Source organism: Burkholderia sp. RS01 (assembly GCF_039748055.1).
Classification (GTDB): domain Bacteria; phylum Actinomycetota; class Actinomycetes; order Actinomycetales; family Micrococcaceae; genus Arthrobacter.
Genome location: NZ_JBDLAK010000002.1, coordinates 303,623 through 330,526, shown reverse-complemented (window position 1 = coordinate 330,526; position 26,904 = coordinate 303,623). Strand labels below are relative to the sequence as shown.

Annotated in this window: 24 protein-coding genes; 7 read left to right on the top strand and 17 right to left on the bottom strand. The window is 66.5% G+C overall.

What is annotated here, in order from left to right; genetic code table 11:
- Positions 1-11: 11 nt before the first annotated feature.
- From ABFP37_RS03555 to ychF, 4 genes are all read right to left on the bottom strand, one after another.
- On the bottom strand, positions 12-1,163 hold the full coding sequence (locus ABFP37_RS03555; RefSeq protein WP_347032754.1) for an ABC transporter permease: 1,152 nt from the start codon (positions 1,161-1,163) through the stop codon (positions 12-14).
- A complete protein-coding gene (locus ABFP37_RS03550) occupies positions 1,160-2,701 on the bottom strand; it encodes an ABC transporter permease (RefSeq protein ID WP_347032753.1) in 1,542 nt (513 codons plus the stop codon). Before ABFP37_RS03550 ends, ABFP37_RS03555 begins: the two co-directional genes overlap by 4 nt.
- A 187-nt stretch (positions 2,702-2,888) precedes the next feature.
- A complete protein-coding gene (locus ABFP37_RS03545; protein ID WP_078028123.1) occupies positions 2,889-4,652 on the bottom strand; it encodes an ABC transporter family substrate-binding protein in 1,764 nt (587 codons plus the stop codon).
- A gap of 323 nt (positions 4,653-4,975) precedes the next feature.
- Positions 4,976-6,061: a redox-regulated ATPase YchF gene (ychF, locus tag ABFP37_RS03540; RefSeq protein ID WP_078028212.1), complete on the bottom strand. Its 1,086-nt coding sequence runs from the start codon at positions 6,059-6,061 to the stop codon at positions 4,976-4,978.
- Between the two features lie 144 nt (positions 6,062-6,205).
- On the opposite strand from ychF, the gene ABFP37_RS03535 reads away from it, so the two are divergent.
- Complete coding sequence (locus ABFP37_RS03535) at positions 6,206-7,558, top strand: DNA recombination protein RmuC (RefSeq protein WP_347032752.1); 1,353 nt, start codon at positions 6,206-6,208, stop codon at positions 7,556-7,558.
- A gap of 29 nt (positions 7,559-7,587) precedes the next feature.
- On the opposite strand, the gene ABFP37_RS03530 is transcribed toward ABFP37_RS03535, so the two are convergent.
- Together ABFP37_RS03530 and ABFP37_RS03525 are read right to left on the bottom strand one after the other, a co-directional pair.
- Positions 7,588-8,664 (bottom strand): 4-hydroxy-3-methylbut-2-enyl diphosphate reductase, encoded by a 1,077-nt coding sequence (locus tag ABFP37_RS03530; protein WP_347032751.1) that lies wholly within the window; start codon positions 8,662-8,664, stop codon positions 7,588-7,590.
- Between the two features lie 51 nt (positions 8,665-8,715).
- Entirely contained in the window at positions 8,716-9,564 is an 849-nt protein-coding gene (locus ABFP37_RS03525; protein WP_347032750.1) for a hypothetical protein, read from the bottom strand.
- A gap of 179 nt (positions 9,565-9,743) precedes the next feature.
- On the opposite strand from ABFP37_RS03525, the gene xseA reads away from it, so the two are divergent.
- The gene (xseA, locus tag ABFP37_RS03520; protein ID WP_347032749.1) at positions 9,744-11,042 is read left to right on the top strand and encodes an exodeoxyribonuclease VII large subunit; all 1,299 of its coding nucleotides are present in this window, start codon (positions 9,744-9,746) and stop codon (positions 11,040-11,042) included.
- Positions 11,043-11,063: 21 nt separating this feature from the next.
- Positions 11,064-11,396 (top strand): exodeoxyribonuclease VII small subunit, encoded by a 333-nt coding sequence (locus ABFP37_RS03515; RefSeq protein ID WP_347032748.1) that lies wholly within the window; start codon positions 11,064-11,066, stop codon positions 11,394-11,396.
- A gap of 27 nt (positions 11,397-11,423) precedes the next feature.
- On the opposite strand, the gene ABFP37_RS03510 is transcribed toward ABFP37_RS03515, so the two are convergent.
- The 8 genes from ABFP37_RS03510 to ABFP37_RS03475 all read right to left on the bottom strand — a co-directional run bounded on the left by ABFP37_RS03510 (position 11,424) and on the right by ABFP37_RS03475 (position 19,421).
- Positions 11,424-12,278: a polyphosphate kinase 2 family protein gene (locus tag ABFP37_RS03510; protein ID WP_078028128.1), complete on the bottom strand. Its 855-nt coding sequence runs from the start codon at positions 12,276-12,278 to the stop codon at positions 11,424-11,426.
- A gap of 36 nt (positions 12,279-12,314) precedes the next feature.
- Complete coding sequence (locus ABFP37_RS03505) at positions 12,315-13,535, bottom strand: pyridoxal phosphate-dependent aminotransferase (RefSeq protein WP_078028129.1); 1,221 nt, start codon at positions 13,533-13,535, stop codon at positions 12,315-12,317.
- 213 nt (positions 13,536-13,748) lie between these two features.
- A complete protein-coding gene (locus ABFP37_RS03500) occupies positions 13,749-14,705 on the bottom strand; it encodes an ABC transporter substrate-binding protein (protein WP_347032747.1) in 957 nt (318 codons plus the stop codon).
- On the bottom strand, positions 14,702-15,448 hold the full coding sequence (locus ABFP37_RS03495) for an ABC transporter permease (RefSeq protein WP_347032746.1): 747 nt from the start codon (positions 15,446-15,448) through the stop codon (positions 14,702-14,704). Before ABFP37_RS03495 ends, ABFP37_RS03500 begins: the two co-directional genes overlap by 4 nt.
- Positions 15,445-16,158, bottom strand: a complete 714-nt coding sequence (locus ABFP37_RS03490; RefSeq protein WP_078028132.1) for an ABC transporter permease — start codon at positions 16,156-16,158, stop codon at positions 15,445-15,447. Before ABFP37_RS03490 ends, ABFP37_RS03495 begins: the two co-directional genes overlap by 4 nt.
- Positions 16,158-17,243: an ABC transporter ATP-binding protein gene (locus tag ABFP37_RS03485; protein ID WP_347032745.1), complete on the bottom strand. Its 1,086-nt coding sequence runs from the start codon at positions 17,241-17,243 to the stop codon at positions 16,158-16,160. Before ABFP37_RS03485 ends, ABFP37_RS03490 begins: the two co-directional genes overlap by 1 nt.
- Positions 17,244-17,430: 187 nt before the next feature.
- Positions 17,431-18,561, bottom strand: coding sequence for a ribosome small subunit-dependent GTPase A (gene rsgA, locus ABFP37_RS03480; protein WP_347032744.1), 1,131 nt, complete (start codon positions 18,559-18,561; stop codon positions 17,431-17,433).
- A gap of 407 nt (positions 18,562-18,968) precedes the next feature.
- Complete coding sequence (locus ABFP37_RS03475; RefSeq protein ID WP_078028135.1) at positions 18,969-19,421, bottom strand: NUDIX domain-containing protein; 453 nt, start codon at positions 19,419-19,421, stop codon at positions 18,969-18,971.
- Between the two features lie 58 nt (positions 19,422-19,479).
- Here ABFP37_RS03475 and ABFP37_RS03470 point away from each other — a divergent pair, with 58 nt between their 5' ends.
- Complete coding sequence (locus tag ABFP37_RS03470) at positions 19,480-20,565, top strand: pirin family protein (RefSeq protein ID WP_347032743.1); 1,086 nt, start codon at positions 19,480-19,482, stop codon at positions 20,563-20,565.
- A 36-nt stretch (positions 20,566-20,601) separates the two neighbouring features.
- Here ABFP37_RS03470 and ABFP37_RS03465 read toward each other — a convergent pair whose 3' ends face one another.
- On the bottom strand, positions 20,602-21,564 hold the full coding sequence (locus ABFP37_RS03465) for a BadF/BadG/BcrA/BcrD ATPase family protein (RefSeq protein WP_347032742.1): 963 nt from the start codon (positions 21,562-21,564) through the stop codon (positions 20,602-20,604).
- Between the two features lie 36 nt (positions 21,565-21,600).
- On the opposite strand from ABFP37_RS03465, the gene ABFP37_RS03460 reads away from it, so the two are divergent.
- Positions 21,601-22,632: a nitronate monooxygenase gene (locus ABFP37_RS03460; RefSeq protein ID WP_347032741.1), complete on the top strand. Its 1,032-nt coding sequence runs from the start codon at positions 21,601-21,603 to the stop codon at positions 22,630-22,632.
- A 74-nt stretch (positions 22,633-22,706) separates the two neighbouring features.
- Here the strand turns inward: ABFP37_RS03460 and ABFP37_RS03455 are convergent, their stop codons facing one another.
- Positions 22,707-23,684, bottom strand: coding sequence for a LysR substrate-binding domain-containing protein (locus ABFP37_RS03455; protein ID WP_347032740.1), 978 nt, complete (start codon positions 23,682-23,684; stop codon positions 22,707-22,709).
- A 94-nt stretch (positions 23,685-23,778) separates the two neighbouring features.
- Between ABFP37_RS03455 and ABFP37_RS03450 the strand changes: the two genes are divergently transcribed.
- Positions 23,779-25,062 (top strand): MFS transporter, encoded by a 1,284-nt coding sequence (locus ABFP37_RS03450; protein WP_347032739.1) that lies wholly within the window; start codon positions 23,779-23,781, stop codon positions 25,060-25,062.
- On the opposite strand, the gene ABFP37_RS03445 is transcribed toward ABFP37_RS03450, so the two are convergent.
- The gene (locus tag ABFP37_RS03445; protein WP_347032738.1) at positions 25,059-26,222 is read right to left on the bottom strand and encodes a PLP-dependent aspartate aminotransferase family protein; all 1,164 of its coding nucleotides are present in this window, start codon (positions 26,220-26,222) and stop codon (positions 25,059-25,061) included. The genes ABFP37_RS03450 and ABFP37_RS03445 overlap by 4 nt on opposite strands.
- Before the next feature lie 133 nt (positions 26,223-26,355).
- On the opposite strand from ABFP37_RS03445, the gene ABFP37_RS03440 reads away from it, so the two are divergent.
- Complete coding sequence (locus ABFP37_RS03440) at positions 26,356-26,868, top strand: Lrp/AsnC family transcriptional regulator (protein WP_078028141.1); 513 nt, start codon at positions 26,356-26,358, stop codon at positions 26,866-26,868.
- Positions 26,869-26,904 lie beyond the last annotated feature (36 nt).

Here is a 26,904-nt window from a genome sequence, read left to right as displayed (position 1 = left end):
CGGTCAGCATTTCAGGCTCCCCTGGTTCCGCCGGCTGCCGGTCCGTCCGCTGCGGTGCCGCCTGCCGCGCCGTCCAAGGCCGCCACGGGTGACTTCTCGGGCGCAACCGGGCCGCCGGTGCCCTTGGCCTTCTTGGCGTTGAACTTCTTCTGGCGCGGGTCAAAGGCATCCCGCAGCCCGTCGCCGATGAAGTTGATGCTCAGGCAGATGAGGACGATGAACAGGCCGGGATACCAGAAGAGCCACGGCCGGGTGGAGAAGGCGTCCTGGTTCTGTGAAATGAGCAACCCGAGTGACGTGTCGGGCGACTTGACGCCGACTCCCAGGAAGCTGAGTGCCGTCTCGGTGAGGATCGCCGCCGACATTGTCAGGGTGACGTTGACGATCAGTACGCCGACGGCGTTGGGCAGGATGTGCTTGAAGATGATCCTGGCATTGCTCGCCCCGGAAATGCGTGCCGCGTCAACGAATTCCCTTTCCCGCAGGGAGAGGAACTCGCCGCGCATGAGCCGCGCCAGGCCCACCCAGCTGATCAGGCCCAGGAAGATGCCGATGGCCAGCACGCCGTTGGTGCTGGCGAATGAGGCGAACCATCCTGCTTCGTCGCGTCGGCTGGCCATCTGGGCCATCACCGCTGCCAGGAGCAAGGCCGGCACAATGATGATGACGTCCGTGAGGCGCATGAGGATAGCTTCCACCCAGCCCCGGAAGTAGCCGGACAGGGCACCCACGACCACGCCGATAAGCCCTGCGATGAGCCCGATGACCACCATGATGGTGATGGACTGCTGGGCGCCGCGCATGGTCATGGCAAACAGGTCACGGCCGATCCTGTCCTGCCCGAAGGGGTGCTCCCCCCATGCCAGGGGCCACAGCGAGGACGTCGGGGTTCCGTCGTTGACCAGCGGAGTCACGGTCTCGTGGCCGAACTTCCACCATCCTGGAATGCCCGCATAGCCCACGGACGTGAACGCTACAACGAAGATCACGGCAAAGACGGCCAGGCCGACGAGGGCGCCGGCGTGGCCGAAGAAGCGTTTGCGCACGATCTGGCCCTGGCTGAGGCCCTTGGCCTCGATGACGGGTTCAATTCCGGCAGCCGGCTGGTGCTGCAGGCCGGCCTGCTCGGCCATGATTTCATCCTGCTGGCTTGGCTGGCTCATGCTTTCACCCTTACTCGTGGATCAAGCGCGGAATAGGCAAGGTCCGCGATGAGGTTGAACACCATGGCTGTGATGGCGACGCACACGAACACGCCCATGACAGGGTTGGGGTCCACGTGCTGGATGCCGTCGAGGAACAGGAACCCCATGCCGCGGACGGAAAATACAGTCTCCGTGATGACTGCTCCGCCGATGAGGCCGCCGATGTCGAAGGCAACAATGGTGGCAATCGGGATCAAGGCGTTCCGGAACGCGTGCCGCATCACCACTGTCCGTTCCGAGAGGCCCTTGGCCCGCGCCGTCCGGATGTAGTCCATGTTCATGATTTCCAGCATCGACGCCCGGGTGAACCGGGTGTACCCGGCCAGTGAAATAAGGATCAGCGCCGAGGTCGGCAGGATGAGGTGCGTGAACGAGTCAAGGCTCAGGACCCAGAAGTCGCCTTCGATGTTGGGGGTGCTGGCGCCGATGGTCGCGATGGGCCGCCCGCGGACCCTGCTGTTGTCGAAATAGGTGGGCCAGGCCTGCATGAAACGGTCCAGGACGATGAGGAATCCGACAAGGAAAGACGTGAGGGCCGCCGACCGCATGGATTGCCCGCGGTCGTAGCCGCCCACGAGGTAGCCGATTGCCATGCCGACAAGAACTGTTGCGATCGCGAGGAGGACGACCATGAGGAACGTTGCCTGGTTGAGCAGCGGCTGGATGGCGAAATATGCCACCAGGCCCACACCCACTGCAATGAGCGCCGCCTGCAGCGCCTTGCGGTTCTTTAGGCCCGCCGTGAGCAGGGTGACGGCGTAGGCGAGGCCGACGCCTGCGATGCCGATGACCACGGGCCCGAGGCCTGGAGTCTTGAACCAAAGTGTCACCGAGAAATAGATGAGGACGGCGGTGGAAACCGCAAAAACCACGCCGCCGGTCAGTGCGCGGCGTTTGGGGTCGCCGCCGGCGATGATGGCCGCGACGATTCCCAGGGCAGCACCGATGCCGACGGCTGCCGGCCAGGGGATTTCGGGATTTCGCAGGAAATTGTTAAACCCGATGGCGCCGAATTCCTTCAGCAGCACGGCCACCCAGAAGATGGGCAGCGAGAAGAACAGGAACGCCATGAACGTCACGCCGTAGTCCAGGGTGCTGTACTGGCGGAGCGCCGTGATGATGCCGAGGGTGATGCCGACAAGGATGGCGAGCACGGTCGCGGCCGTGACGAGCGTCAGGGTCTGGATCAGCGCGTGGCCGAGGGCGTCGGTGATGGGCTGGCTGGCCGTGTTCTGCCCGAGGTCACAGGTTCCGGCGAACGGGACGAGGCATCGTGAGGCTCCGGCGAGCCATTTGAAGTACCGGATGGGCGCCGGGGTGTCCAGATCAAGCAGGTTGGACCTCGCGGCCATGAGCTGGTCACGGTTGGGCGCATTGCTGGCACGGAATTCCGCGAGCGGATCACCGGACGCCGCCGTCAGGAGATACACGAGGAAGGACGCGCCCAGCAGGATGAGGGCGGCGGTCACGAGCCGCCGGACGATGTAAGTCAACATGGTTTTTGCCTCTGGTTTGGTGCCCGGGGATCCGCCCGGTCAGCTCGCAGTCTTGGTTCGCGTCGTGCACGGGCCCGTTGATGATCGGCCCGTGCCGGGCATTAGCCTCTGGCGCTAGAAAGCGCCGGGACCGTAGTGCTCATGGTCCCGGCGCCTGTACTAGCCTGTCAGGCCTGGGCCCGGAGGCTTACTTGACCTGCCAGTCCCACACATTCCACCAGACGCCGCGCTGGCCCGGGCTGGACTTGACGCCGGTAACGCGGTCACTGAAGGCGGCAACGCCGACTGTCTGGAACAAGGGAACGCCGTAGGCTTCGTCCCAGATGTGCTTGTCGATCTGGGCGGTCAGGTCATCCTGCTTGCCCTTGTCGGTGGTGACGATCAACTCGTCCATGAGCTTGTCCGCTTCGGCGCTCTTGAATCCGTTGAAGTTGCTGCCGCCGGTGCTCTTGAAGATCTGCGGAACGCCCGACACGCCGACGCCCGAGTTGATCCAGCCGAAGATGGTGGCGTCGTAGCTGCCGTCGCCTAGGTGGCCGCTCCAGTCGGAAGCCCCCAGGCCGCCGTCGACGATCTTGAAGCCGGCCTTGGTGGCCGATTCGCGGATCAGCGAGAAGGCATCAACCCGGTTGGGGTTGTCCTTGTTGTACATGATCTTGATTTCCGGCGTGGCTCCGGCGAGGAGTTCCTTGGCGCCGGCGATGTCAACGGAGCCGTAGTTCGCGGAACCGTTGTTCTTGACGGAGTCGGCGTACTTGGCCTGGGACGGCAGGAAGAGCTCCGAGTCCAGCGGTTTGGAATTCGGGTCCAGCTTCTTGACGATCTTGTCCACGATGTCCTGGCGCGGAACCGTCTTCATGAACGCTTCACGGACCTTCTTGTCCTTGAACGGGCCGGAGAAGTTCAGGTCCAGGTGGTCATAGGCGAGTTCGCCGTAGCTCTCGGTGGTCACGCCCTGGCTTTCCAGTGCCTTGAGCTGCTCCAGCGTGTCAGCCGAGGGCTGCGGGGCGATGACGTCCGCCTCGCCGTTCTTGAGTGCCTGGACAGCTGCGGGTGCGGAGCCGATGTAGCGGATGGTGATTTCATCCAGGTGGGTCTCGGGACCCCAGGTGTAGTCCTTGTTCTTGACGAGCGTCATGGACGCATCCTGCTCGATGCTCTTGACGATGTAGGGACCGCTTGAGAGGTACAGGGAGGGATCACTCGGCAGCGTCTTGGTGTCGAAGCCGTGGTTCCAGAAGTCGGCGACCTTCTTGAGTTCGGCGTTGACCTTCGGCGCCTTGGCGTCGCCGCGCGGGGTCTTCTTAAGGAGGTCGATCAGTGCCTTCTCGTCGGCCAGGCCGCCCTTCTTGGCCACGACATGCGCCGGCAGGTCCATGTCAAAGGCGATTTCCCAGTCAGCGAAGGGCTTGGAGTACTTGAGCGTGATGGACCGGCCGTCGTCGCCGACTTCGGGGAACTCGGTCAGGTTCAGCCCGCTGGTGTCGGCGGCGGTGGTGAAGTACGTGGTGCCCGTCTTCGCGTCGGCGTTGGCGTCGTCGTAGTAGCCAGAGTTGGCCGCCCAGGAGAGGAGGAGGTCGCCGGCGTCGATAGCTTCGCCGTCAGACCACTTCACGCCTTCATTGACGGTGTACTTGACCGTCAGCGGATTATCGGAGACCTTTTCGTATTTGCCGAACTTGTCGTTGTGGACAACGTTGAGCTTGTCGTCCACGTAGTAGAAGCCCGAATGCGTGATGTAGCTGATGTTGCCGTTGATGTCGCTGTTTCCGTCGGCAGATCCTTGGTTGAACGACGAGAAAGCGTTGACTTCAACGACGGTGGCGTTGCCACCCTGCTTACCTGCTGTGGCGCTCGTCGGGGTTGTCCCGGTGTTGCCCGCGCAGGCGCTGAGAGCTAGAGCAGCAACCGCTGCGACGCCCACTGCTTTGGAAATACGGCCGAAGCGCATTCCGCCTCCTTGTTTCTTTTGAGTGTGGAAAAGACCGCCGCTGTGGGCGCCGGCCAGACCGCCAAATCCCCCCAGCGGGCATGTGGCCTGTCTCACATGAGATGTAGCCTAGACCCGAAGACGGCCTCCGCGGTCCGAAAGTTGTCCCTCAGTAAAGGTTGTTATCGAGATGCAACCTAGCCGGAATCCCGCGAATTCTCCGTAAAGATTCCTTCACCTGCGCAACGTCGACAACTATGCAAGCCAATCACGACGAAGGCCCCGATCCAAGGGATCGGGGCCTTCGAGCGTTAATTCTCAATCACTGAGTCGTGACGGGAACCTCACACGTTGAAGCGGAACTCGACGACGTCGCCGTCGGCCATCACATATTCCTTGCCTTCGATGCGGACCTTGCCGCGCGACTTCGCCTCGGCCATCGAACCGGCAGCGATGAGGTCTTCGAAGGAGACGACTTCGGCCTTGATGAATCCGCGCTGGAAGTCGGAGTGGATGACGCCCGCGGCCTGCGGCGCGGTGTCGCCCTGGTGGATGGTCCAGGCGCGGGTTTCCTTGGGACCGGCCGTCAGGTAGGTCTGCAGCCCGAGGGTGTGGAAGCCGACGCGGGCCAACTGGTCCAGGCCGGATTCGTCCTGCCCGTTCATCTCCAGCATCTCGCGGGCTTCTTCCTCATCCAGCTCCACGAGGTCGGATTCCAGCTTGGCGTCGAGGAAGACGGCGTCGGCCGGGGCAACCATGGCCCGCAGCTCCTCCTGCTTCTCCGGATTGCCCAGTATGCCTTCGTCTGCGTTGAAGACATAGATGAACGGCTTGGCCGTCAGGAGGCCGAGTTCCTTGAGGTGCTCCATCTCGAGCTTGTCGCTCTTGATCGAGGAGAAGATGGTGTCGCCGCGTTCCAGCACGGCCTGGGCCGCCTTGATGGCTGCCAGCTCAGCAGCATCCCGCTTCTTGATCTTGACTTCTTTTTCGATCCGGGGGATGGCATTTTCAATGGTCTGAAGGTCGGCCAGGATCAGTTCGGTGTTGATGGTCTCCATGTCGGAGCGGGGGTCCACCTTGCCGTCGACGTGGATGACGTCGGGGTCATCAAACACGCGTACAACCTGGGCGATGGCCTCGGCCTCGCGGATGTTGGCGAGGAACTTGTTGCCCAGGCCTTCGCCGACCGACGCGCCCTTCACGATCCCGGCGATGTCCACGAAGGAGACCGGGGCAGGCAGCAGCCGCTGGGATCCGAAAATGGCCGCAAGCTTCGCCAGCCGGGGATCCGGCAGGTTCACGACGCCGACATTCGGTTCGATGGTGGCGAACGGATAGTTCGCGGCCAGCACCTGATTGCGGGTCAGTGCGTTGAAAAGAGTTGATTTGCCGACGTTGGGCAGTCCGACGATGCCGATAGTAAGAGCCACGGACATTGATTCTACCCGCTGCGGCGGCCGCACGCGGCTCGCATCCCGTCCGGGGAGGGGCTCGGGACCTCATTGTGTGGCTCGTCCGGTTGCGGCGCCGTTGCCTTCGGCAAAAATGTCATAGCTGCATGCCACAGTGAAGGCATGGAACCTTTTGCAGTCATTCTCGCCCTACTGATGCTGTTGCTGGGTGCCTTGGCCGGCGCTGCTTTCGCGTACACGGTCTTGCGCCGCCGGAGCGCCGCCCTGGAAGCGGACTTCGACGGCGTTTCGGCCCGGCTTTCCGAGGTGAGCGCCCAGTTCGCCGCCGCCGACGCGGAGCGGAGGCTGCTGGCGGCCCAAAACCGGGAGCTGGGCGAGTCCCGCCAGCAGGACGGCAGCGTGCTGAGGGCGCTGGCGCCCGTGGCCGAAAAGCTCACTGCCGTGCAGCAGCAGGTCTCCCTGCTGGAGCGGGACCGCCTGGAACAGTACGGGCAGTTGGCCCAGCAGTTGCAGGAAGCCCGTCTCTCGGACGAACAGCTGATGCGTTCCACGCATGCCCTCGAATCGGCGCTCCGCTCCAACAGCGCGCGCGGCCAGTGGGGAGAAGTCCAGCTGCGCCGGGTGGTGGAGGCCGCGGGAATGCTTCGTCACGTCGATTTCCACGAACAGCTGCACAGTTCAGGGGCGGAGGCCTCGGTCCGTCCGGACCTTGTGGTGCAGCTTCCTGGTGACAAGCAGCTCGTCGTGGACGCCAAGGTGCCGCTGTCCGCCTACCTCCGGGCGCAGGAGCTCGGCCAGCCCGACGGCGACCGGCAGGGGCTGAGCCAGTCCTCCCAGCAGGATCTCCTGGCCGCCCATGCCAAGGCCCTCAAGGCCCATGTGGATTCGCTCAGCAGCAAGAAGTACTGGGATATTTCGGGAAACTCGCCCGAACTGGTCATCTGCTTCCTGCCTGCCGAGTCCATCCTGGCCGCCGCGCTCACCGCCGATCCCGCCCTGCTGGACCATGCGCTCTCCAAGAACGTGGTGCTGGCCTCCCCCGGCACCTTGCTGGCGGTGCTCAAGTCCGTTGCGTTCACGTGGCGCCAGGATGTCCTCACCGACAGCGCCCGCGAGCTGTTCGAGCTCGCCCGGCAGCTGTACGAACGCATGGGGACCCTCGGCGACAACGTCAGCAAGCTAGGTTCGTCCCTGAAGTCCTCCGTGGACCGCTACAACTCGATGGTCGGCACCCTGGAAGCCCGCGTCCTCCCTACCGCCCGGAAGCTGAACGCTATGGACGCCGCCGGGCTGGTTACGCCGCCGGCCGTGCAGGTCACGCCGAGGTCCGTCTCAGCTCCGGAGCTTCAGTCCGGCGACCAGGCAGCGGCCCAGTCAACTGGCCAGCTGGGCGCGGTCCAGGAAAGCACGGTCGCGGAAAGCATGGTCACGGGAAGCACAGTCACGGCGAGCACCGTCCACGGCAGGGCCGGCGGAGAAGCGGCCGAGCCGGAGGCGGAAGAGGACGCCGCCTAGGGAGAGGATGCCGCAGAGGAAAGGGGGTCCTAGTTTGAACGCCTGCCACCGAGCGCCCGTGAGACGTCCCCGGCTTTCTTGAGGGTGGCGCGAAGTTCCTTCGGCAAGGAAAACAGCAGATCCTCTTCCGCGGTGACAACTTCCTCCACGGAGTCATAGCCGTAGTCGGACAGGAGGCGGAGGACATCCTTGACCAGGACCTCCGGCACGGACGCTCCCGAGGTGACTCCCACCGTGGCGACACCTTCAAACCAGGCTTCGTCCACCTCGTTGGCGAAATCCACGCGGTAGGAGGCCTTGGCGCCGTATTCGAGCGCCACTTCCACCAGGCGCACGGAATTGGATGAGTTCGCCGAACCGACCACGATCACCAGGTCCGCCTGGGGGGAGATCTTCTTGATGGCCACCTGCCGGTTGGTGGTGGCGTAGCAGATGTCGTCGCTGGGCGGGTCCTGGAGTGTGGGGAACCGCTCCTTGAGCAGCCGCACGGTTTCCATGGTTTCGTCCACGCTGAGGGTGGTCTGGGACAGCCAGATGACCTTCTCGGGGTCACGTACGGTCACTTTGTCCACTTCGTGCGGGCCGTTGATGATCTGGATGTGCTCAGGGGCTTCTCCGGCGGTGCCCTCCACTTCCTCGTGGCCGTCGTGGCCGATCAGCAGGATGTCGAAGTCGTCCTTCGCGAACCTGACGGCTTCCTTGTGGACTTTGGTCACCAGGGGGCAGGTGGCGTCGATCGTGCGCAGCCCGCGGTCCTCCGCTGACTGGACGACGGCCGGAGAGACGCCATGAGCGGAGAAGATGACCAGGGCGCCTTCCGGGACCTCATCGGTTTCATCGACGAAGATGGCCCCCTGCTCCTCAAGCGAACTGACCACGTGTACGTTGTGGACAATCTGCTTGCGGACGTAGACGGGCGGGCCGTAGTGTTCCAGCGCCTTCTCGACGGCGATGACGGCGCGGTCAACACCTGCGCAGTAGCCCCGGGGAGCCGCCAGCAGAACTTTCTTGGGGCCGGCAACCGGAGCGGCAGCGAGCACTTCCTCCGGCGAACGCCGCCTGCGCGGGATTGTTGGCATCGAAAGGGAAACTGCTGAGGAGGTCATTTCTCCATGCTACCGGTTGACGGGCTCCGCCCCGGGCGGGGTAGGGCTGGCTCACACCCGGCGCGCGGAGCCCCCGATGACCCGGATAAGCAGCCCCGCCGCCAGGAAAATTGCGCCGGCCACCGCGGCGGCAAGGATCCAGGATGCGAATCCGGCCGCTGCCGCCGCGACGAACTCCCGCTTGAAGAGGTCGGCCATTTCGTTTCCGCTGGCCGTACTGGCCACGGCGCCCGAAACCCAGCCGGATGCCACCGTCCACAATCCGGCCAGCCCCAGCCCGCCGAGGCCGATCACCGCCAGCACTTTCCAGCGGCGCTGCGCGGTCACGAGCGCCAGCAGAAACGCCACCCCGGCACCGAGGGCAAGGCTGTAGCCGACCGGGGAGTACGCGGAAACGCGCTCGATCAGCTGGCGCTGGCTGGACTGCCCGAGGTTCACCAGCGTCTGCTTCGGAGCCTCCAGGGGGACGCCGACTTTATCGGAGATCTGCTTCGTCGCCAGCGCAACGAGCGGGGCCACGTCAAGGGTGAGGGACGTGGCAGAGTCTGCTTCGGGCGGCAGCGTTGCCGGGTCAGCGAAGTTGAGGCGGTGGCTCTTTCGCAGCGTTTCTTCCCAGGCGGCCGGGTACTCCGGCAGGCCGGTGAGGGATGCCGCTGCCGCTTCCAGCACCGGGCGGACAAGCTGGGCCACTGGACCGGGAAGGCTTGCCCCTGCGTCGATGCTGCCCACCGCGGCGGTCGCCAGCCGTTTCTGGAACGCCGGATCCTTGCCCAGCGGCGCCGCCAGTGCCACGAAGCCATCCTCCTGCACGATGCTACGGTCCACCCAAATTGCCGGGACGGCAGCGGCGGACAGCAGCAGACCAAGGATGACGGCCAAGGCCGCAACAAAAGAGCGCAAGGGATTCCTAGCTGGTCGGGTTCCTGGCTTGTCGTCGGGACACTGCCATCCTAGGGGCGCCGCCTCCCGATCAAAAATGTCGCCGCCCGGTGGTAGAGCTATGGATAGAGTTGGTTAACCCACCGCGAAGGCAAAGGACCGCCACATGCAACAGGCAATCGCCGCCATCGGGGCTGCACATGGCTGAAAATGCCACGGTGCCGGCTTCCGGGCCCACCACAGTGCCTGCCACCGCCGCCGACACGAGCCCGGACAACCCCTGGCCGCTGCAGTTGCTGTCCCAGAAACTTAAGACGCACATCGAACGGGCACCGGCCGCCTGGGTCGAGGGACAGGTCATCGAGCTGAACCGGCGCGGCAGCAGCGCATTCCTCACCCTCAGGGACGTGGACGCCGAAATTTCGCTGCCGGCGTCCATCTGGTCCAACGTCCTGGACCGCCAGGAAACCCCGCTTGAACGCGGAAGCAGGGTTGTGGCGCTGCTCAAGGCCGAGTTCTGGCTGAAGACCGGGCGCGTGAACATGTCCGTCAAGGACATCCGCCCCGTGGGGCTGGGCGATCTCCTTGCACGGATCGAACGGCTGCGCCATGCCCTCGCCGCCGAAGGACTCTTTGCCGAGTCGCGGAAAAAGCGGCTGCCGCTGCTCCCCCACCGGATCGGCCTCATCACCGGGCGCGACTCGGATGCCAAGAAAGATGTCCTCCGCAACGCCGCCCTGCGCTGGCCCGCGGTCGAATTCGAGATCCGCGAAGTCGCGGTCCAGGGAAACACGGCAGTGTCGCAGGTGATCGGAGCGCTCCGGGAACTCGACGCCCGCGCTGACGTCGACGTCATCGTCATTGCCCGTGGCGGCGGGGCGCTTGAGGACCTCCTGCCGTTCAGCAGCGAGGAACTCATCCGCGCTGTTGCGGCCGCGCGGACACCAGTTGTCAGCGCCATCGGCCACGAAGCCGACCGCCCCATCCTGGACGATGTGGCGGATCTCCGGGCGTCCACCCCCACGGACGCCGCCAAGCGGATTGTGCCGGAAGTCTCGGAGGAGCTCGCCCGGGTCCGTCAGGCGGAGGCCCAGCTGCGCCGCTCTGTTACCCAGCTGGTGGCCCGGGAAACCGATCGCCTTGCAGCGATTCGCTCACGCCCCGTACTCGCAGCTCCGGAAGGCATGGTCACCGCGCGCGCCGAAGACGTGGACCGGCTCACCCGCCGTTCCACCGCGGCCATCAGCGCAGCCGTCACCCGAGCGGCCGATCAGCTACTCCATCATCAGGCGCAGGTCCGGTCCCTGTCGCCCCAGCAGACCCTGGACCGTGGTTACGCCGTGGTCCAGCTCTCCGGGAACAACGCATCCCCCGGCGGGGGCGGCACCGTGGTTCGCCATCCTTCGCAGGCCCCAAGCGGAACGGCACTCTCCGTCCGCGTCGCCGGCGGACGGTTCGGCGCCGAGTCGACCGGCGGATCCGATGCCGCACATGCCTGACGCCAAAATCCCGGAAGCACCGTGAGCGACCCCGCCGGCGGCACCAGCCGGACCAATGGAACCCACCCCACCGACATGACAGGCCAGAACACCATGACAGAGCACTCCACCGGCGCCGACCAAAACAGCGCGCCTTCCGCCGGCCAGCCAGACATCGAGTCCCTCAGCTATGAAGAAGCCAGGGAACAGCTGGTGGGCGTCGTCTCTAAGCTCGAAGCAGGCGGGACCAGCCTCGAGGACTCACTGGCGCTCTGGGAACGGGGCGAGGCGCTGGCCAAGCGCTGCGAGGAATGGCTCGAGGGTGCCCGCAAGAGGCTCGCGGCTGCCCGCAGGGACAGCCAAGCAGACAGCTAAACCGCAAACACACGGGGCCCGCCGGGATCAGGACCTCTCGGCCAGACGGCGCTCCGCCTCGACGTCGAACTCAGCCTTTGGCCATTCCAGCTTGAGCGCCATGAGCGCCTCGAGCAGCAACTGCTGCACCGCAATCCGGGCGTACCACTTCTTGTTCGCGGGCACTACGTACCAAGGGGCGTTCTTGGTGTTGGTCGCATCGAACGCGGCCTGGTACGCCGCCATGTAGTCGTCCCAGAACGCTCGCTCCTTCAGATCGCCCGTGTTGTATTTCCAGTGCTTGGCCGGATTGTCCAGCCGGGCCAGCAGCCGCTCCTTCTGCTCTTCATTGCTGATGTTCAGCATGACTTTGATGACGGTGGTTCCCACCGCCGTCTGCCGGGCTTCGAACTCGTTGATGGCGGCGTAGCGGCGCTCGATTTCCTTCGGGTCGGCCCAGCGGTGGACACGATGGATCAGGACGTCCTCGTAGTGGGAGCGGTCGAAGACACCCATCATGCCGGCCGCAGGCACCTCCCTTTCGATCCGCCAGAGAAAGTCGTAGGCCTTTTCCTCCGGCGTGGGCGCCTTGAAGGACTTGAACTGGACGCCCTGCGGATCCATGGTGCCCAGGACGTGCTTCACGATGCCGCCCTTGCCCGCGGTGTCCATTCCCTGCAGGACGAGCAGCACCCTCTTGCCGCCCCCGAACTTGGACTCCGCGAAGAGCTGCTCCTGCAGTTCGGCCAGCTTGCTGTCGAGGTCGGTGAGCAGAGCCTCGCCGTCGGCTTTCTCCCCCTTGTAGCCGGGCGTCGAGTCAGGATCGACGTCCGCGAGGCTGAAGCCCTCCTCCACCTTCAACGTTCCGGAAGGGAACTTCGCGAATTCCACGACGCCGGCCATGGGGACCTCTTTCCACAGGTTGTATGTGGGAACAGGCTAGTTCCCCTGATACCTGCTGAGGAAGTCTCCCATGCGTCCGATTGCTTCCTCGATGTCCTTGACGTTGGGCAGGGTCACCATCCGGAAGTGGTCCGGCCGGACCCAGTTGAAGGCCCTGCCGTGGGACACCAGGATCTTCTGCTCCTTCAGCAGGTCCAGGACGAACTTTTCGTCGTCCCGGATGTGGAAGACCTCGGGATCCAGCTTGGGGAACAGGTACAGGGCGCCCCTGGCCTGCTGGGTGCTGACCCCGGGAATGGCATTCAGCATGTCGTAGGCCTTGTTCCGCTGCTCGAGCAGCCGGCCGCCGGGGAGGATCAGGTCGTTGATGCTCTGGTAGCCGCCCAGCGCCGTCTGGATGGCGTGCTGCGCCGGCACGTTGGCGCACAGCCTCATGTTGGCCAGCAGGTTGATGCCTTCGAGGTAGTCGGAGGCATCCTTCTTCGGCCCGGAGATACCCATCCAGCCCGCGCGGTATCCGCAGACGCGGTAGGCCTTCGACAGCCCGCTGAACGTCAGGCACAGGACGTCATCGCCGGTGAGGCCGGCCATGTTCACGTGGACGGCGTCCTCGTACAGGATTTTCTCGTAGATCTCGTCGGCGAAGATGACCAGGCCGTGCTTTTCCGCGAGGGCCACGATCTTGCGCAGCGTGCTCTCCGGATAAACGGCGCCGGTGGGGTTGTTCGGGTTGATGACCACGATGCCCTTGGTGCGCGGCGTGATCTTGGCTTCGAGGTCCTCCAGGTCCGGCTGCCAGCCCGATTCCTCGTCACACAGGTAGTGCACGGGCCGCCCGCTCGCGAGGGCCACCGAGGCGGTCCACAGCGGGTAGTCCGGGGTGGGAATGAGGACCTCATCGCCGTCGTCGAGCAGCGCCATGAGGGACATGGTGATCAGTTCGCTGACGCCGTTGCCCAGGTAGATGTCGTCCACGTGGATATTCTGGATACCGCGGGTCTGGTAGTACTGCGAGACTGCCGTGCGCGCCGAGAAGATGCCGCGCGAGTCGCTGTAGCCCTGGGCATGGGGCAGGTGGCGGATCATGTCCACGAGGATGGCGTCCGGCGCTTCAAAACCGAAAGGTGCCGGGTTTCCGATGTTCAGTTTGAGGATCCGGTGACCCTCCGCCTCCATCTGCTGGGCGGCCTGAAGAATCGGTCCACGGATGTCGTAAAGGACATTATGAAGCTTGGTGGACTGCTTGAATTCTGCCATCCATCAAATATGCCATATGCGGGATGTACTTCCGGGGAGACTTGGCTCACACTCCGCCCATGGCCCGGCGCAGAAGTGCGGGCCCGCTCAGACGCCGACAGCGGCTGCCGGCACCCCCGTTTCCGGAGGAGTCCGGCAGCCGCCGTCGTCCTTTTGTTCTGCATCATCAGGTGAGCTCCGGTGCCGGCGGCGCTGTGCTCCCTTACCCTGGGGCTATTTGACGATGCCCTTGTCCTTGAGCCACGCGGCTGCGGCGTCCTTGGCGTTTTCCTTCTGGGTGCCGCTGACTGCCCGGTTGAGGTTGATGAGGTCCTCCGTGGTCAGTACCTTCGAGACACCGTTCAGGGCTTCCTTTGCCTTGTCCGTCATCTTGGCCTCGTTGTAGAGCGGCAGCACCTGCTGGGCCTTGAAGTTGCTCTTGGGGTCTTCGAGGACCACGAGGTCGTTGTCGGCGATGGACGGCGTGGTGGTGAAGATGTCGGCCACCTGGACCTCATCGCTCAGAAGGGCCTTCAGGGTCAGGTTTCCGCCGCCGTCGCTGAACGGCTTCAGAGCCTTGAGCTCACAGCCATAGTTCGTCTTCAGGCCCGGGAAGCCATATGACCGCGTTTCGAACGTGGCCGGGGCTGCCATCGTGAGGTCCTTGCAGACCTTGGCGAGGTCTTCAATGGACTTCAGCTGGTACTTTTCCGCCGTGGCCTTGGTGACCACCATGGCATCCTTGTCCTCAGCCTTGGAGGGCTCCAGGACTGCGAGGCCCTTGGGAAGCTTGCCGGGCAACGCCTTGTAGATGTCCTCCGCCGAAACTTCGGGCGCCTCGGCGTTTACGTGGGACAGCAGGTTGCCGGAGTAGTCCGGGACGACGTCCACGGACCCGTCCTGGACGGCTTTGAAGTAGATCTCCCGCGAGCCGATGTTCGGCTTGGTTGTTGCCGTGACGCCGGCGGCGTTGAGGGCGCCGGCGTAGATCTCGGCGATGATCTGGCTTTCGGGGAAGTCGGCGGAACCGACCACCAGGGAACCGCCGGCGGCGGCACTGCCCGCACTGGTGGTCGGTGAGGACAGCGGATTGCCGCTGCTGCAGGCGGAGAGGGCAAGGGCAATGCCGACACCAGCGGCCAGGCCGCCCAGGCCACGGCGGGTGATGGTCGTGTGGACGGGGTGATTCATTGGGTGCCTCCTTGAACAGCGGCCGCCGCGGGTGCGGCAGCCGTGAGATCGGTGGCGGCCTTGCGGCCGCCCTTGGAACGCGTGGAAAGTCCGGGTGAAACCAGCAGCCGCTGGGCTACGGCCAGGATAAGATCGACGGCGATTGCCAGGCCCGCGATCAGCAGCGAGCCCGCCAGCATCCGGGGAAAGTCCTGAAGGACCAGCCCGTCGAAGAGGTAGCGTCCGAGGCCGCCAAGCGGAAGGTAGGCCACCACGGAGACGGTGGCGATGATCTGGAGCACGGCGGTGCGGATGCCGCCGAACATCACTTGCAGTCCGTTGGGAAGCTCGACGTTGAACAGGATCTGCAGTTCCTTCATGCCCATGGCGCGGGCGGCGTCCACTACGGTGGCATCCACGCTCGAGATACCGGCATATGTGCCTGCCAGCAGCGGCGGGACGGTGAGGATCACCAGCGCCCATACCGGCGGCATGAGCCCGCTGCCGGCAATCAGGGCGAACAGCACCAGGAGTCCCAGCGTTGGCAATGCGCGCAGGGCGCCTGCCACGGCCACGGCTGCCACCCGGCCCCTCCCGGTGTGCCCGATGTACAACCCGACGGGGACGGCGATGGCTGCGGCGATGACCAGCACGAGGGCGCTGTACTGCAGGTGCTCCAGCAGCCGCACGGTGATTCCGGAGCTCCCGGACCAGTGCTTTGGATCCGCGAGCCAGGCGAAGGTCTCGGTAAAGATGTCGCTCACGATCCGGCCCCCGCATGGACGTGGGTCTCGGCGATGAACTCCGCACCCGTTTTCGCATCGGACCGCGCAGAGGCGGCCGACGCCCGGGTCCAAGGCGTCAGCAACCGTTCAAGCACAACGAGGATCGCGTCCATCAGCAGCGCCAGCAGCAGGATGGCAACGATCCCCACCACCACTTCGGTGACAAAATTGCGCTGCAGCCCGTCGGTGAACAGCATTCCCAGGTTTCCCACCCCGAGCAGGGCGGCGACGCTCACCAGGGAAATATTGCTGACGGACACCACGCGGAGGCCCGCGAAAAGCACCGGCAGGGACAGCGGCAGGTCAATCTGCAGGAAGCGGGCGGCCGGCTTGTAGCCCATGGCCACCGCCGCCTGCCGGAGGTCGTCATCCACGGAATCGAAGGCGTCCATCGCCGCCCGCACCAGAAGTGCCACCGCGTAGATGGTCAGGGCGACGACGACGTTGACGGGGTCCAGGATCCGGGTCCCCAGGAGGGGCGGAAGGATGATGAAAAGCGCCAGTGAGGGAATGGTGTACAGCAGTGAACTGACGGTGGTCACCAGGGACGTCAGCGCAGAATGCCGGCGGGACACCTGGGCCAGCGGAATGGAGATGAGCAAGCCGAGGACCATGGGAACCAGGGCCAGGACCAGATGCTGCCCGGCCCGTTCAAGGACCATTCCGCTGTTCGCCAGGAACCAGTCCATCAGAGTGCGCCCTGCCGGACCCGGCGGGCCGACTCGATGACGGCCAGCACTTCAGCCGCCTTGACGGCGCCCGTGACCCGGCCGACCTCGTCCACGGCGACGCCCAGCCCTGACGGCGACGACAGGGCCGAGTCCAAGGCGCGGCGGAGGGTGTCGCCCGGCCGGAACAGGGAACCGCCCGGAATGAGTTCGGCGTCGGAGCCCGGGCCTTCCCAGCCCAGCGGGCGGGCGTCCGCGTCCACCACGAGCCGCCAGCCGTCAGCGGCCTCCGAACGGCCGGCCTCGCCGCCATCGGCGGTGATCGTCGGCACCGGATGGACGGCGACGCCGTCGGCGGTGGTGAACGCGAGGTGCCGGAACCCGCGGTCCCGGCCCACGAAGGAGGCCACGAACTCGTTGGCCGGGGCGCGCAGGATCTCCTCCGGCGTGGCGTACTGCGCAAGTTTGCCGCCCACGGCGAAAACCGCGACTTTGTCCCCCAGGACGGTGGCCTCATCGATGTCGTGCGTGACAAAGACAATCGTCTTGGCAAGATCGCGCTGGAGCCGCAGGAGCTCCTGCTGGAGCTCGTCCCGCACCACCGGATCCACGGCGCTGAAGGGCTCGTCCATGAGGAGGACCGGCGGGTCGGCGGCGAGCGCGCGGGCCACGCCGACACGCTGCTGCTGCCCGCCGGAGAGCTGCGACGGGTACCGCTTCCCCAGCCCCGAGGCCAGCCCCACGACGTCGAGCAGTTCCCCCGCACGCTTGCGCGCATCCGCCTTGGACACGCCGTTCAGGCGCGGCACCGTGGCAATGTTGTCCAGGACAGAGCGGTGCGGCATGAGCCCGGATGACTGCATGACATATCCCATGGACCGCCGAAGTTCGGCGGCCGGCACCGTGGTGACGTCCTTGCCGCCGACCGTGATGGTTCCCGACGTGGGCTCGACCATCCGGTTAATCATGCGCAGCGACGTAGTCTTGCCGCAGCCTGACGGTCCGACGAACACCGTGATGGAGCCCTGGTCGATGGACATGCTCAACTCATCCACCGCCGGCTGCCCGCTCTGGTACTGCTTGGTGACGCTCTGGAACTCAATCATGGCTTCGGCCATTCCCGGGCTTACCTAACTGTTGGGCGGTAACATCGGACGGTCAAGCGAACTGATCATAGGCACGCTGATTTTTGGGTGTAAAGCACGTCTTGACAAAGCGTAACCAGTGCCGGACGCAAAGTAACCGCCGGCGCGGATACCGTAATCATTCGGAGACAACACCGGTCCGGATGGGTCAGCGTTTGCCGTACCTCTCAGCTGCGCGCTGGCTCCTTCCCGCAACGGCCACCTTCTGGTGCCATTCCCGCTGATAGGCCCGCCGCGCCGCCGCGTCATGGCGCCGGTTCAGCGCCGCGAGTTCGCGCTGCAGCTTCAGGTAGCTGGCCCACCGCCGCGTATCGAGCGATTCGTCCTCCAGGGCGGCGCGGACAGCGCAACCCGGCTCTTTGTCGTGGGCGCAGTCGGAGAACCGGCACTTCCCGAAGAGCTCCTCCAGGTCGCCGAACATCTCGCCCATGCCCTCGTCCGCGTCGAAGAGCCCGAACCCGCGCACTCCCGGGGTGTCCATGAGCACGGCCCCGTTCGGCAGCGGCACGAGCTCCCGTGACGTGGTGGTGTGCCGTCCACGGCCGTCGGCAGCCCGCACGTCCCCCGTCGACTGGATCTCATGGCCGGCGAGCGCGTTGATGAGGGTTGACTTGCCGGCGCCGGAGGGGCCCAGCAGCACGAGCGTCCGCCCCGGCTGCACGTGCGCGAGCAGCTCGTCCAGCCCGTCGCCCTGCTCTGCCGACGTGGTCACCACGTCGACGCCGGCAGCCTCCAGGATCACTTTCCCGACGACGTCGTCCGCCATGTCCGCCAGGTCGGCCTTCGTGATGATCACCAGGGGCGTGGCGCCGGAGTCCCAGGCGGCCACGAGCGTCCGTTCCAGCCTGTTGTGGGTCAGCGGACGGTCCACCGGCACCACAACGCCCACCACATCGATGTTGGCGGCGAGGACCTGGGCTTCGGAGGAGGCCTCGTAGGCGCGTTTGCGGCTCAGCTCGGAAGTCCGGGGCAGGATCCCGACGATGGCGGCCTCGCCGGCGCGGTTGCGCCCGAGCCAGACCCAGTCGCCGGCCGCTGGCACCGCCGGAGGAGCATCCGCGCCCGCCGGACCCGCGCCTGCCGCCGGACCCGCGCCGGCTGACGGATGCCTGCCGGCCGACGGGTAGGGCAGGTGCATGATGCCGTCCGAGGTGGCCGCCGCTACGCGGTTGCGGTCTACCCGGACAACGCGCGCCGGAACATCACCGCCGTCAACGGGATGGGCCGCGAAATGCAGCGCGGCGGCATCCGTGAAGCCGTATCGGACCGGTCCCCTCATCACCTCCGGGGCAGCCTGGCGGTCCCTGGACGGGCGCGGAAGGCCGGTTGACTGTTGAAGTGGGCTTGCTGAATTGCCTGAAGGATTTTTCACTGTGAACCTCGGGTGGGGCCCCGGGGCGCCGGGCCTGCTTCCGCACAGGGCGTGGTGCCTGGTGAATGGCGGTGCGGAAGCTGCGGTTGTGTGCCGCTTAGGCGGTGCGCAGTACCGGGGCAGGAGTAATGAAGGAATTTTTGCCGGAGCGCATTGCGCGCAGGAATTCTGCAATCATCAGGTCCACCTCCCCGCTGCGAAGTTCGTGCCGTAGAAGTTCATGCCGTCTTCGAAGCCGCCGGACTGAAACGCCGGGCGACTCACCTAGGATAGCCAGCCCCCGCCGGGCTGGCTAGGGAATCCGGTCAGGGAAATCACTCAAGTTTGCCGTTAACCGGACGCTCCCGGAACAGCCGCAGGGCCGCATCAACCAGGGAAACCCGGTTGAGCGAGTCGACCTCACCCAACGGTATCCACCCGGCGTGGGTGGTGGTGCCGTCCACTTCATGGCTAAGCTCCCCGCCGGTCACGGTTGCCTCGTACACCAGCCGGAGGGACTGGAAGTCCCGGTCGATTCCGTCCAGCCTGGTGCCCGCCGGCCAGTGGCCGACGTCGATCCCGAGCATGGGGCCGATCTCGGCGTGGTAGCCCGTTTCCTCAAAGATCTCCCGTACGCAGCCGTCCACGGGATGTTCTGCCAGGTCCAGGCCGCCGCCGGGCAGCGTCCAGCCTTCCTTGCCGTCCTGCTTCCAGTACGCGAGGAGGATGGCACCGTCGCGGATGATGACCGCGTAGGCGGCAGGCCGGGTGTCGAAGTGAACGCTCATGGATCCAGCGTAGCGCCGGTCCTATGCCGGCCGAGGGCGGCGGTCCTAGAGTGGGACTGTGACGAATCTGGAGGTCCTCCCGCAGGAGGAAGTGTGCCCGCCGGCGGGCCTTGGCGCCGGCACCGGAAGCGGCCCCTGCGTGCAGCTGTGGCCGGCGCGCGAGGTGCCGCTGGGCGGCATCCGCGGCATGATTGTGCTGCGCACCCTGCCGCAGCGCGGCCTGCCCACCGTGGGCGCCTGGTGCTTCCTGGACAGCTTTGGTCCGGACCGTACGCCGATGTCCGTCCTGCCGCATCCGCACACCGGGCTGCAGACAGTCACCTGGCCGCTGGCAGGGCACGTCCGGCACCGCGACAGCGTGGGCAGTGACGTCATCGTCCGGCCTGGCGAACTCAACATCATGACGGCCGGCTACGGAGTTTCGCACTCCGAGTTCGCCGTCCTGCCGGAGCCTGGGGCAGACGGCGGCCGTGGGGCTTCCGGTGGCGGCGGGGCTTCCGCCGGCGACGCTGCCGACGGCGGGGCGCAGCTTCCGGTGCAGCGGGGACTTCAGCTCTGGGTGGCCTTGCCTGATGCCGAAAGGAACCGGCCTCCGGCCTTCGAGCAGCACCGCGATCTGCCCACCGTCCACGGGCCGGGTTTCGTCGCAACGGTGATGGTGGGAAGTTTCGCGGGCGGCGCCTCGCCGGCCACGATGTACACGCCGATCGTGGGCGCGGAGGTCCGGTGCGGCGGTGCGGCGGCGTTGCCGCTCAATCCGGAGTTCGAGCACGCCGTCCTGGTGATCGACGGCGGCCTGACGGTGGACGGCCAGGAGATCGGTCCCGGCCCGCTGGGCTACCTGGGCGAGGGGCGCGAGGTGCTCCACGTGCACGGGCAGCCGGAGACCCGTTTCCTCCTGATCGGCGGTGAGCCCCTCGAGGAGGAACTGCTCATGTGGTGGAACTTCGTGGGCAGGACCCACGAGGAGGTTGCGCTGGCACGGGCCGACTGGGAAGCCCAGGCAGCGCTGCCCGACGCGGCCGCCGCTGCTGCAAGGTTCGGGCTGGTCCGCGGCCACGGTCCGGACGCCGGGCGCGAGGCCGGCAGGATCCCGGCACCGCCGCTGCCCGGCGTGCAGCTCAGGCCCCGTACCCGGTCCTGACTCCGTCGCGGCGCTGTGGGCCTGGAGGCAGGCCGGTCAGTCCTGTTCCCCCACCAGCTGCAGGACACCGAAGACGGGATCCTGGTCAAGCACGCGAACGTCCGTGACACCGGCCGCTGCGAGCCGGGTCCGGAAGGCGTCCTGGAGCCGGACAACGTTCATGCCCAGCCCGCTGCCGAGGATGACCGGACCGTCGAGCCTGAGTTGCCGCAACACCTGGGCAGCCATGTCAGCGAGGTCGTGGCCTGCCTGGTCAACGAGCTGCTGGCTGATTCGGTGGCCGGAGTCTGCGGCCTCCACCACCAGCTTGGCCTGCTGCGCCCAGTAGCGGCGGCCGGTGGCGGACGAGTGGAACAGGGCGATCAGCTTGTTGGGATCGTCCACCCCGCAGGACACGAGGAGTGCCCGGGTGAGGTCGTCCGGCTCCAGCCCTTGATTCATGCGGCGCAGGCTGTGCCGGACGGCCTCCCGGCCCAGCCAGTAGCCGCTGCCTTCGTCACCCAGGAGGTAGCCCCAGCCGCCGGCCCGTGCTTCTTCGCCATGCCCGTTGCGACCCCATGCCGCCGAGCCTGTGCCTGCGATGACGGCCACGCCGCTGCTGGCTCCGCCGGCGGCCAGCAGCAGGCGGGAGTCATGGACCACGGTGATCCTGGCCCCGGGAACGTGCGGTTCGATGAGCGCGGCGAGGGCGGCGGCGTCGTCGTCGGTGTCGATCCCTCCGGCTCCGGCGTAGACGTGGGACACGGGGCCCTGGCCTATTTTGGCGAAGAGCTCCGCCAGGTGTGCCGCCGCTTCTTCGCGGCTGACGTTCTGCACGTTCGAGCTTCCGACGCTTTCGTCGGCGACGGGTTGGCCGTTTTCGAAGCGGACTCCCCTCGTTTTGGTGCCTCCGATGTCCAGGCCGATCACGACGTCGTGGGATTGAAGTGTCCTGCCGGAAGGAACCGTGCTTCCGGAAGGAACAGACTGAGCATCGGGTAGGTTGTCAGAGTTAGTCACCTGAACAGCCTACTGATTCGTCTCAAGGAGCAGACAATGTCCCACGCCCTGTTTGGCACCCGGATCATCGCGGCGCCCATGGCCGGCGGGACGTCCACCCCCGGCTTCGTCGCAGCAGTTGGCCGTGCCGGAGGCCTCGGCTTCCTTGCGGCCGGATACAAAACCGTCCCTGCCATGAGCGAGGAGATACGGGCCGCGCGCGAGGCGGGAATCAGGTTCGGCGTGAACGTCTTCGTGCCTGATCCCGCCCAGCTGCACCCTTCCCCTGAGGATGTGGGCCGGCTGGAGCACTACCGGCTCAGCCTCCGCGGTGATGCCGACCGCTACGGCGTCAGCCTCCCTCCGCTGAGGCTCGACGACGACGATCACTGGCAGGGCAAGATCGACGAACTGCTGCTGGACCCTGTTGAGCTGGTCAGCTTCGCGTTCGGGCTGCCGGAATCATCGGTTGTGGCCGCCCTTCGGCGGGCGGGCTCGGCGGTTTTGGCCACCGTAACCAGCAGGGCGGAGGCGGAGCTGGCCGCGGACCGCGGCGTCGATGCACTCGTGGTGCAGCACAGCAGTGCCGGGGCGCACAGCGGCGCGTTCCTGGGGGACCGCCGGCCGGCCGGGACACCATCCTCGACGGCGGAACTGGTCCGGGAGGTGCGTGCCGCCGTCGGCCTCCCGCTGATAGCTGCCGGTGCCATGTCTGACGCGGCGGCCGTGACGTCGGTGCTCGCCGCCGGCGCGGAAGCGGCCCAGGTGGGGACTGCCTTGCTGCGGAGCGACGAGAGCGGCGCCCGGCAGCTCCACAAGGACGCCCTGGGAGCCGCACGGTTTACGGAAACGAGGCTGACCCGGGCTTTCACGGGACGTTACGCGCGGGCCCTGGTCAACGAGTTCGTCCGCGACCACGGGGACGCCCCGGTGGGTTACCCGGCCATCCACCACCTGACGGCCCCCGTCCGTGCGGCTGCGGCGGCCGCCGGGGATGCTGAACGCCTGAATCTCTGGGCTGGTACCGGATGGCGCACGGCGAAGACCGGCCCCGTGGCGGATGCCATCAGCAGCCTCCTGGAAGGCTAGGGCACTCCGCGGGAGCCGCACCCCGGTTCCGGAACGTCAGGTCTCCCAATGCCGGGTAACCGGAGGTCGGCTCCCTAACGTGCCTGGACCAGGCCGGCGAGGAGCGAGGGGCCGTCCGCCAGCACCAGCTCCCGGAAGAGCCGCACCGGGTCCGGCTCGGCGTCCCGCGCGCTTCGGCGTTCGCGCCAGGCCATGCCGATCTCCCGGAAAGCGAGCTCGGAGTCGAGCGGGATCTCTACCCAGCCCAGGCCGCCGGCCCGGGCGGTCGCGTCGCTCCCCGGTCCGGCGCCGCCGCCCGGCGGCAGGATACTGACCCCCAGCCCGGCGGACACCAGGCCGCGGACCGTGTGGGTGTCCTGGCTTTCGAACGCAATCCGCGGCCGGAATCCTGCTTTCCGGAACATTGCATCCGTGAGGGACCGCAGCCCGTATCCCGGCCCGAGGGCAACGAAGGGCTCCTTCCGGATGTCGGCCAGGCCAGCGCGCTGCCGGCCGGCCAGCCGGTGCCGGTGAGGGACGACAAGCCGCAGCGGTTCCCGGTACAGGGCAGCCGAGCCGATGGTCCGGCTGGCCGCCGCCACCGGGGCCGTCAGGGCAAAGTCGGCCTGGCCGGAGGCCAGCTCGGCAAGGCAGCTGTCCCGGGAGCCCTGGCTGAGGTCGAATTCCGTCTGCGGGTGGCGGCTCCGGAACGCGCTGATCAGCAGCGGCAAAGTCGCTTCGCCGAACGTGTGCTGGAAGGTCACTCCTATCCGGCCGCGGATCACTTCTGATTCATGCCGCACCAGGTCCAGGCCCGTGCGGAAGTCGGCGAGCGCCGATTCAACGTACGGCAGCAGGGCCTTGGCCGCCGGCGTCAGGCGGACCCCCCGGCCTTCCCGGATGAGCAGTTCCGTGCCCACCACGGCGCTGGCGCGGGCCAGCGCCCGGCTCACGGTGGACTGCGGAACACCGAGGAGCTCGGCGGTTTCCGTGATGTGCTGCGTGCGGCCGAGCTCGGCGAGCAGCGGAAGAATCGGCAACAGCTGCACGAGCTGCCTGTGCTGTAGGTCCATGGCTCCCCGACTCAGGAAATTCATCCGTTTCTGCCATGATTTCTGGCTAAATCATGCATTGGATGCTTAGTCAGCATAGATCTACGCTGGAAAAATGCCAACACCCAGCAAAACCGTGGCCGCCACGCCAACACCCCCCAAGCCAACGCCCGGCAAGGCCGTTCCCGTCACCCGGGATCAGGAGCGGTGGGAAGGGCACGCGAAAGGTTCGCCGGCGTACGGCAAGATTCTTGGCGGGCTGGCGTTCGCAGGAGTGGCGACCTTCGCGCAGCTCTATTCGACGCAGGCCGTGCTTCCAGTCATGGCGGCGGAGCTCCGGGTCACGGCGGCGGAAGCGGCGCTGACCATTTCCCTTGCCACCGTGGGGCTGGCAGTGACCGTTATCCCGTGGTCCTTCCTGGCAGACCGGATCGGGCGTGTCCGCGCCATGACCTGGGGCATCTCGGCTGCGACCGTGCTGGGCCTGATGGTTCCGCTGGCCGCGTCGTTTCCCATGCTGCTGGGGCTCAGAATGCTCGAAGGCATGGCGCTGGGCGGCATCCCCGCGATTGCCATCGCCTACCTCAACGAGGAGATCAACCGCGCGCACGCGGCGATGGCTGCCGGAAGCTACGTTGCCGGTACCACCCTGGGCGGCCTGGCCGGCAGGCTCGTGGCCGGTCCGGTGGGCGAATTATGGGGATGGCGTGCCGCTGCGTTAGCGGTATCCGTTCTGGCCACCATCGCCGCGGTCCTGTTCCTGGTGCTTGTGCCCAAGGCCCGGGGCTTCAGCCCGGCCAAGGCCGGCGGCTTGCGCGGCGCAGGCCGCACGCTGGCCGGGCATCTCCGCAACCCTGGACTACTCGCCCTCTATGTGCAGGCGTTCCTGCTGATGGGCGGCTTCGTGGCCGTGTACAACTACTTGGGGTTCCGGCTCTCCGGCGAGCCCTTCAGCCTGCCCGCCACGGTTATCAGCCTGATCTTCCTGGCCTACCTCTCCGGGACGGCGACCTCCCGCTGGGCCGGCGGCCTGACACAGCGGTTCGGTCGGCGGAACGTGCTGCTCGGCGGAATTCTGCTGATGTCCGCAGGCCTCGCCCTGACTCTCACCGAGGTCCTGGTGCTGATCCTGGCCGGGCTCGTGGTCTTTACCGGCGGCTTCTTTGCGGCCCACAGCATCGGGGCTGGGTGGACAGGTGCCATCGCCGTTACGGGCCGCGCGCAGGCCGCGTCGCTGTACAACCTTGCCTACTACCTGGGGTCCAGCATCATCGGCTGGGCCGGCGGACTGGTGTTCCAGTCGCTCGGCTGGACGGCGCTGGCCGTCACCGTGATTGCCCTGGGGTGTACGACGGCGGTGATCACCGCCGTCGTACACCGCGGCCCGGTGCGCGGCTAGCGCGTTCCTTCGATTGCCTGGACGAGGTCGTCGAGGATGTCCGTGGCGTCTTCGAGTCCCACGGAGATGCGGAGGAGGCTCGCACGCGGTTTGGCGCCGTCTGCCACCGGGCGGTGGGTGAGGCCCGCGGGATGCTGGATGAGGGTGTCTATGCCGCCCAGGGAGACGGCGTGGGTGATCATCCTGACGGCCGACGGGACACGCACGGCGTGCTCGGCGCTGTGCAGCTCGAAGGCGACCAGCGAACCCGGGCCCGACATCTGGGTGCCGACCAGGCCCTGCGGATCGCACTCGGGCAGGCCCGGGTAGTAAACCGCGCGCACCAGCTCGTGCCCGCTGAGCCCGGAGGCCACCTTGTGTGCAGCGGACTGCTGCGCCCGCACGCGGACGGGAAGCGTGGCCAGCCCGCGGTGCAGCATGTACGCCGGCAAGGGCGTCAGGATGCCGCCGGTGATGGCCCGCACCTGGCGAAGGCGGCTGGCCCACTCCGCCGGCGCCGCCACCACCCCGCCCATGGCATCGCCGTGGCCGCCCATGAACTTCGTAGCGCTGTGCAGCACCAGGGCGGCACCGTGCTCCAGCGGACGTTGCAGTACGGGGGTGGCAAAGGTGTTGTCCACCAGCACGGGCACGCCGTCCGCAGCGGCGACGAGCACGGAGATGTCCACAAGGTCCAGGCTCGGGTTGGCCGGAGTCTCCACCACAACCATTCCGGTCTCGGGCCGGAGGGCAGCGCGGACCCCGGCCGCGTCCGTGAAGGTCACCTCGGTTCCCAGCACGCCGGACGCAAGGATGTGGTCGCTGCCGCCGTAGAGGGGCCGCACCGCCACCACGTGCTTCTTGCCGCCCGCGACGGCTGCCAGCAACACGCCGCTCAGGGCAGCCATTCCGGTGGCGAAGGCCACTGCCTCCGGGGCTCCCTCCAACAGAGCCACACTGGCCTCGAAGCGCGCAACCGTGGGGTTCCACAGCCGCTGGTACACAGTGCTTTGACCCTGCTCATGCGGGCCGCCGGTTGCGAGGTGCTCGTAGGCAAGGCCCCCCTCCCCCACGGAAGGTAGCGGGGCAGTCGTGGAAAGGTCGATGGGAACGGCATGGACGCCCTGGTCCGTCAGGCCGTCACGTCCTGCGTGGACTGCCAGCGAGTCGAGAGAAAGCACAATACTCCTTGTGAATTATTCGCCATTGAATGCCGCAAGTATCTGGCAAATATTCGGAGAGGGACAGTGCATGTGAATGGATCGGCCGGAATCTCGAGTCTATGATGAACTCAGAACGATTTGAGGAGGGTCCGTGAGCAGCATCGCGAAGAATATTCGGTCCGGAGCAGGAAATAACGAGCCGCTGGACGCCATCGACGAGCGCCTGCTGGCTGCGCTGGTGGACGACGCCCGGATCTCCAACAAGCAGCTGGCCGAAATGGTGGGCATCGCGCCCTCCACCGCACTGATGCGCACGCGTGCGCTCTCCGAACGCGGCATCATCCAGGGGTTTGAGGCCAAGCTGAGCCTGTCAGCAATCGGCCGGTCGGTCCAAGCCCTGATCGCCGTCCGGCTCCGCGCCCACGACCGTGAGCAGATCGACCGCTTCACGGCCCGCGTGCCTAAATTGCCTGCGGTGCTGTCAACGTTTCACACCTCCGGCTCCGTGGACTACCTGCTGCACATCGCCGTCGCCACCACGGAGGACCTGCGGGACTGGGTCCTGGACAATCTGGCGACCGACCCCGTAGTGGGCCACACCGAAACCACGCTCGTGTTCGAACATATCCAGGGCAACCACGGGCCGCTGCCGGAACAGGACTAACGGGCGCCGGCGCGGCCGGGCTGGCCGGACGGCAGG

Bases quoted from the DNA above. Each gene is read 5' to 3' on its own strand.
- ABFP37_RS03530 (WP_347032751.1), bottom strand. From the start codon at position 8,664: ATGACCTCCTCAGCAGTTTCCCTTTCGATGCCAACAATCCCGCGCAGG.
- ABFP37_RS03475 (WP_078028135.1), bottom strand. From the start codon at position 19,421: ATGAGCGTTCACTTCGACACCCGGCCTGCCGCCTACGCGGTCATCATC.
- ABFP37_RS03535 (WP_347032752.1), top strand. From the start codon at position 6,206: ATGGAACCTTTTGCAGTCATTCTCGCCCTACTGATGCTGTTGCTGGGT.
- ABFP37_RS03545 (WP_078028123.1), bottom strand. From the start codon at position 4,652: ATGCGCTTCGGCCGTATTTCCAAAGCAGTGGGCGTCGCAGCGGTTGCT.
- ABFP37_RS03550 (WP_347032753.1), bottom strand. From the start codon at position 2,701: ATGTTGACTTACATCGTCCGGCGGCTCGTGACCGCCGCCCTCATCCTG.
- ABFP37_RS03485 (WP_347032745.1), bottom strand. From the start codon at position 17,243: ATGATTGAGTTCCAGAGCGTCACCAAGCAGTACCAGAGCGGGCAGCCG.
- ABFP37_RS03555 (WP_347032754.1), bottom strand. From the start codon at position 1,163: ATGAGCCAGCCAAGCCAGCAGGATGAAATCATGGCCGAGCAGGCCGGC.
- ABFP37_RS03505 (WP_078028129.1), bottom strand. From the start codon at position 13,535: ATGGCAGAATTCAAGCAGTCCACCAAGCTTCATAATGTCCTTTACGAC.
- ABFP37_RS03510 (WP_078028128.1), bottom strand. From the start codon at position 12,278: ATGGCCGGCGTCGTGGAATTCGCGAAGTTCCCTTCCGGAACGTTGAAG.
- ABFP37_RS03455 (WP_347032740.1), bottom strand. From the start codon at position 23,684: ATGGACCTACAGCACAGGCAGCTCGTGCAGCTGTTGCCGATTCTTCCG.
- ABFP37_RS03490 (WP_078028132.1), bottom strand. From the start codon at position 16,158: ATGGACTGGTTCCTGGCGAACAGCGGAATGGTCCTTGAACGGGCCGGG.
- xseA (WP_347032749.1), top strand. From the start codon at position 9,744: ATGGCTGAAAATGCCACGGTGCCGGCTTCCGGGCCCACCACAGTGCCT.
- ABFP37_RS03450 (WP_347032739.1), top strand. From the start codon at position 23,779: ATGCCAACACCCAGCAAAACCGTGGCCGCCACGCCAACACCCCCCAAG.
- rsgA (WP_347032744.1), bottom strand. From the start codon at position 18,561: ATGAGGGGACCGGTCCGATACGGCTTCACGGATGCCGCCGCGCTGCAT.
- ABFP37_RS03500 (WP_347032747.1), bottom strand. From the start codon at position 14,705: ATGAATCACCCCGTCCACACGACCATCACCCGCCGTGGCCTGGGCGGC.
- ABFP37_RS03460 (WP_347032741.1), top strand. From the start codon at position 21,601: ATGTCCCACGCCCTGTTTGGCACCCGGATCATCGCGGCGCCCATGGCC.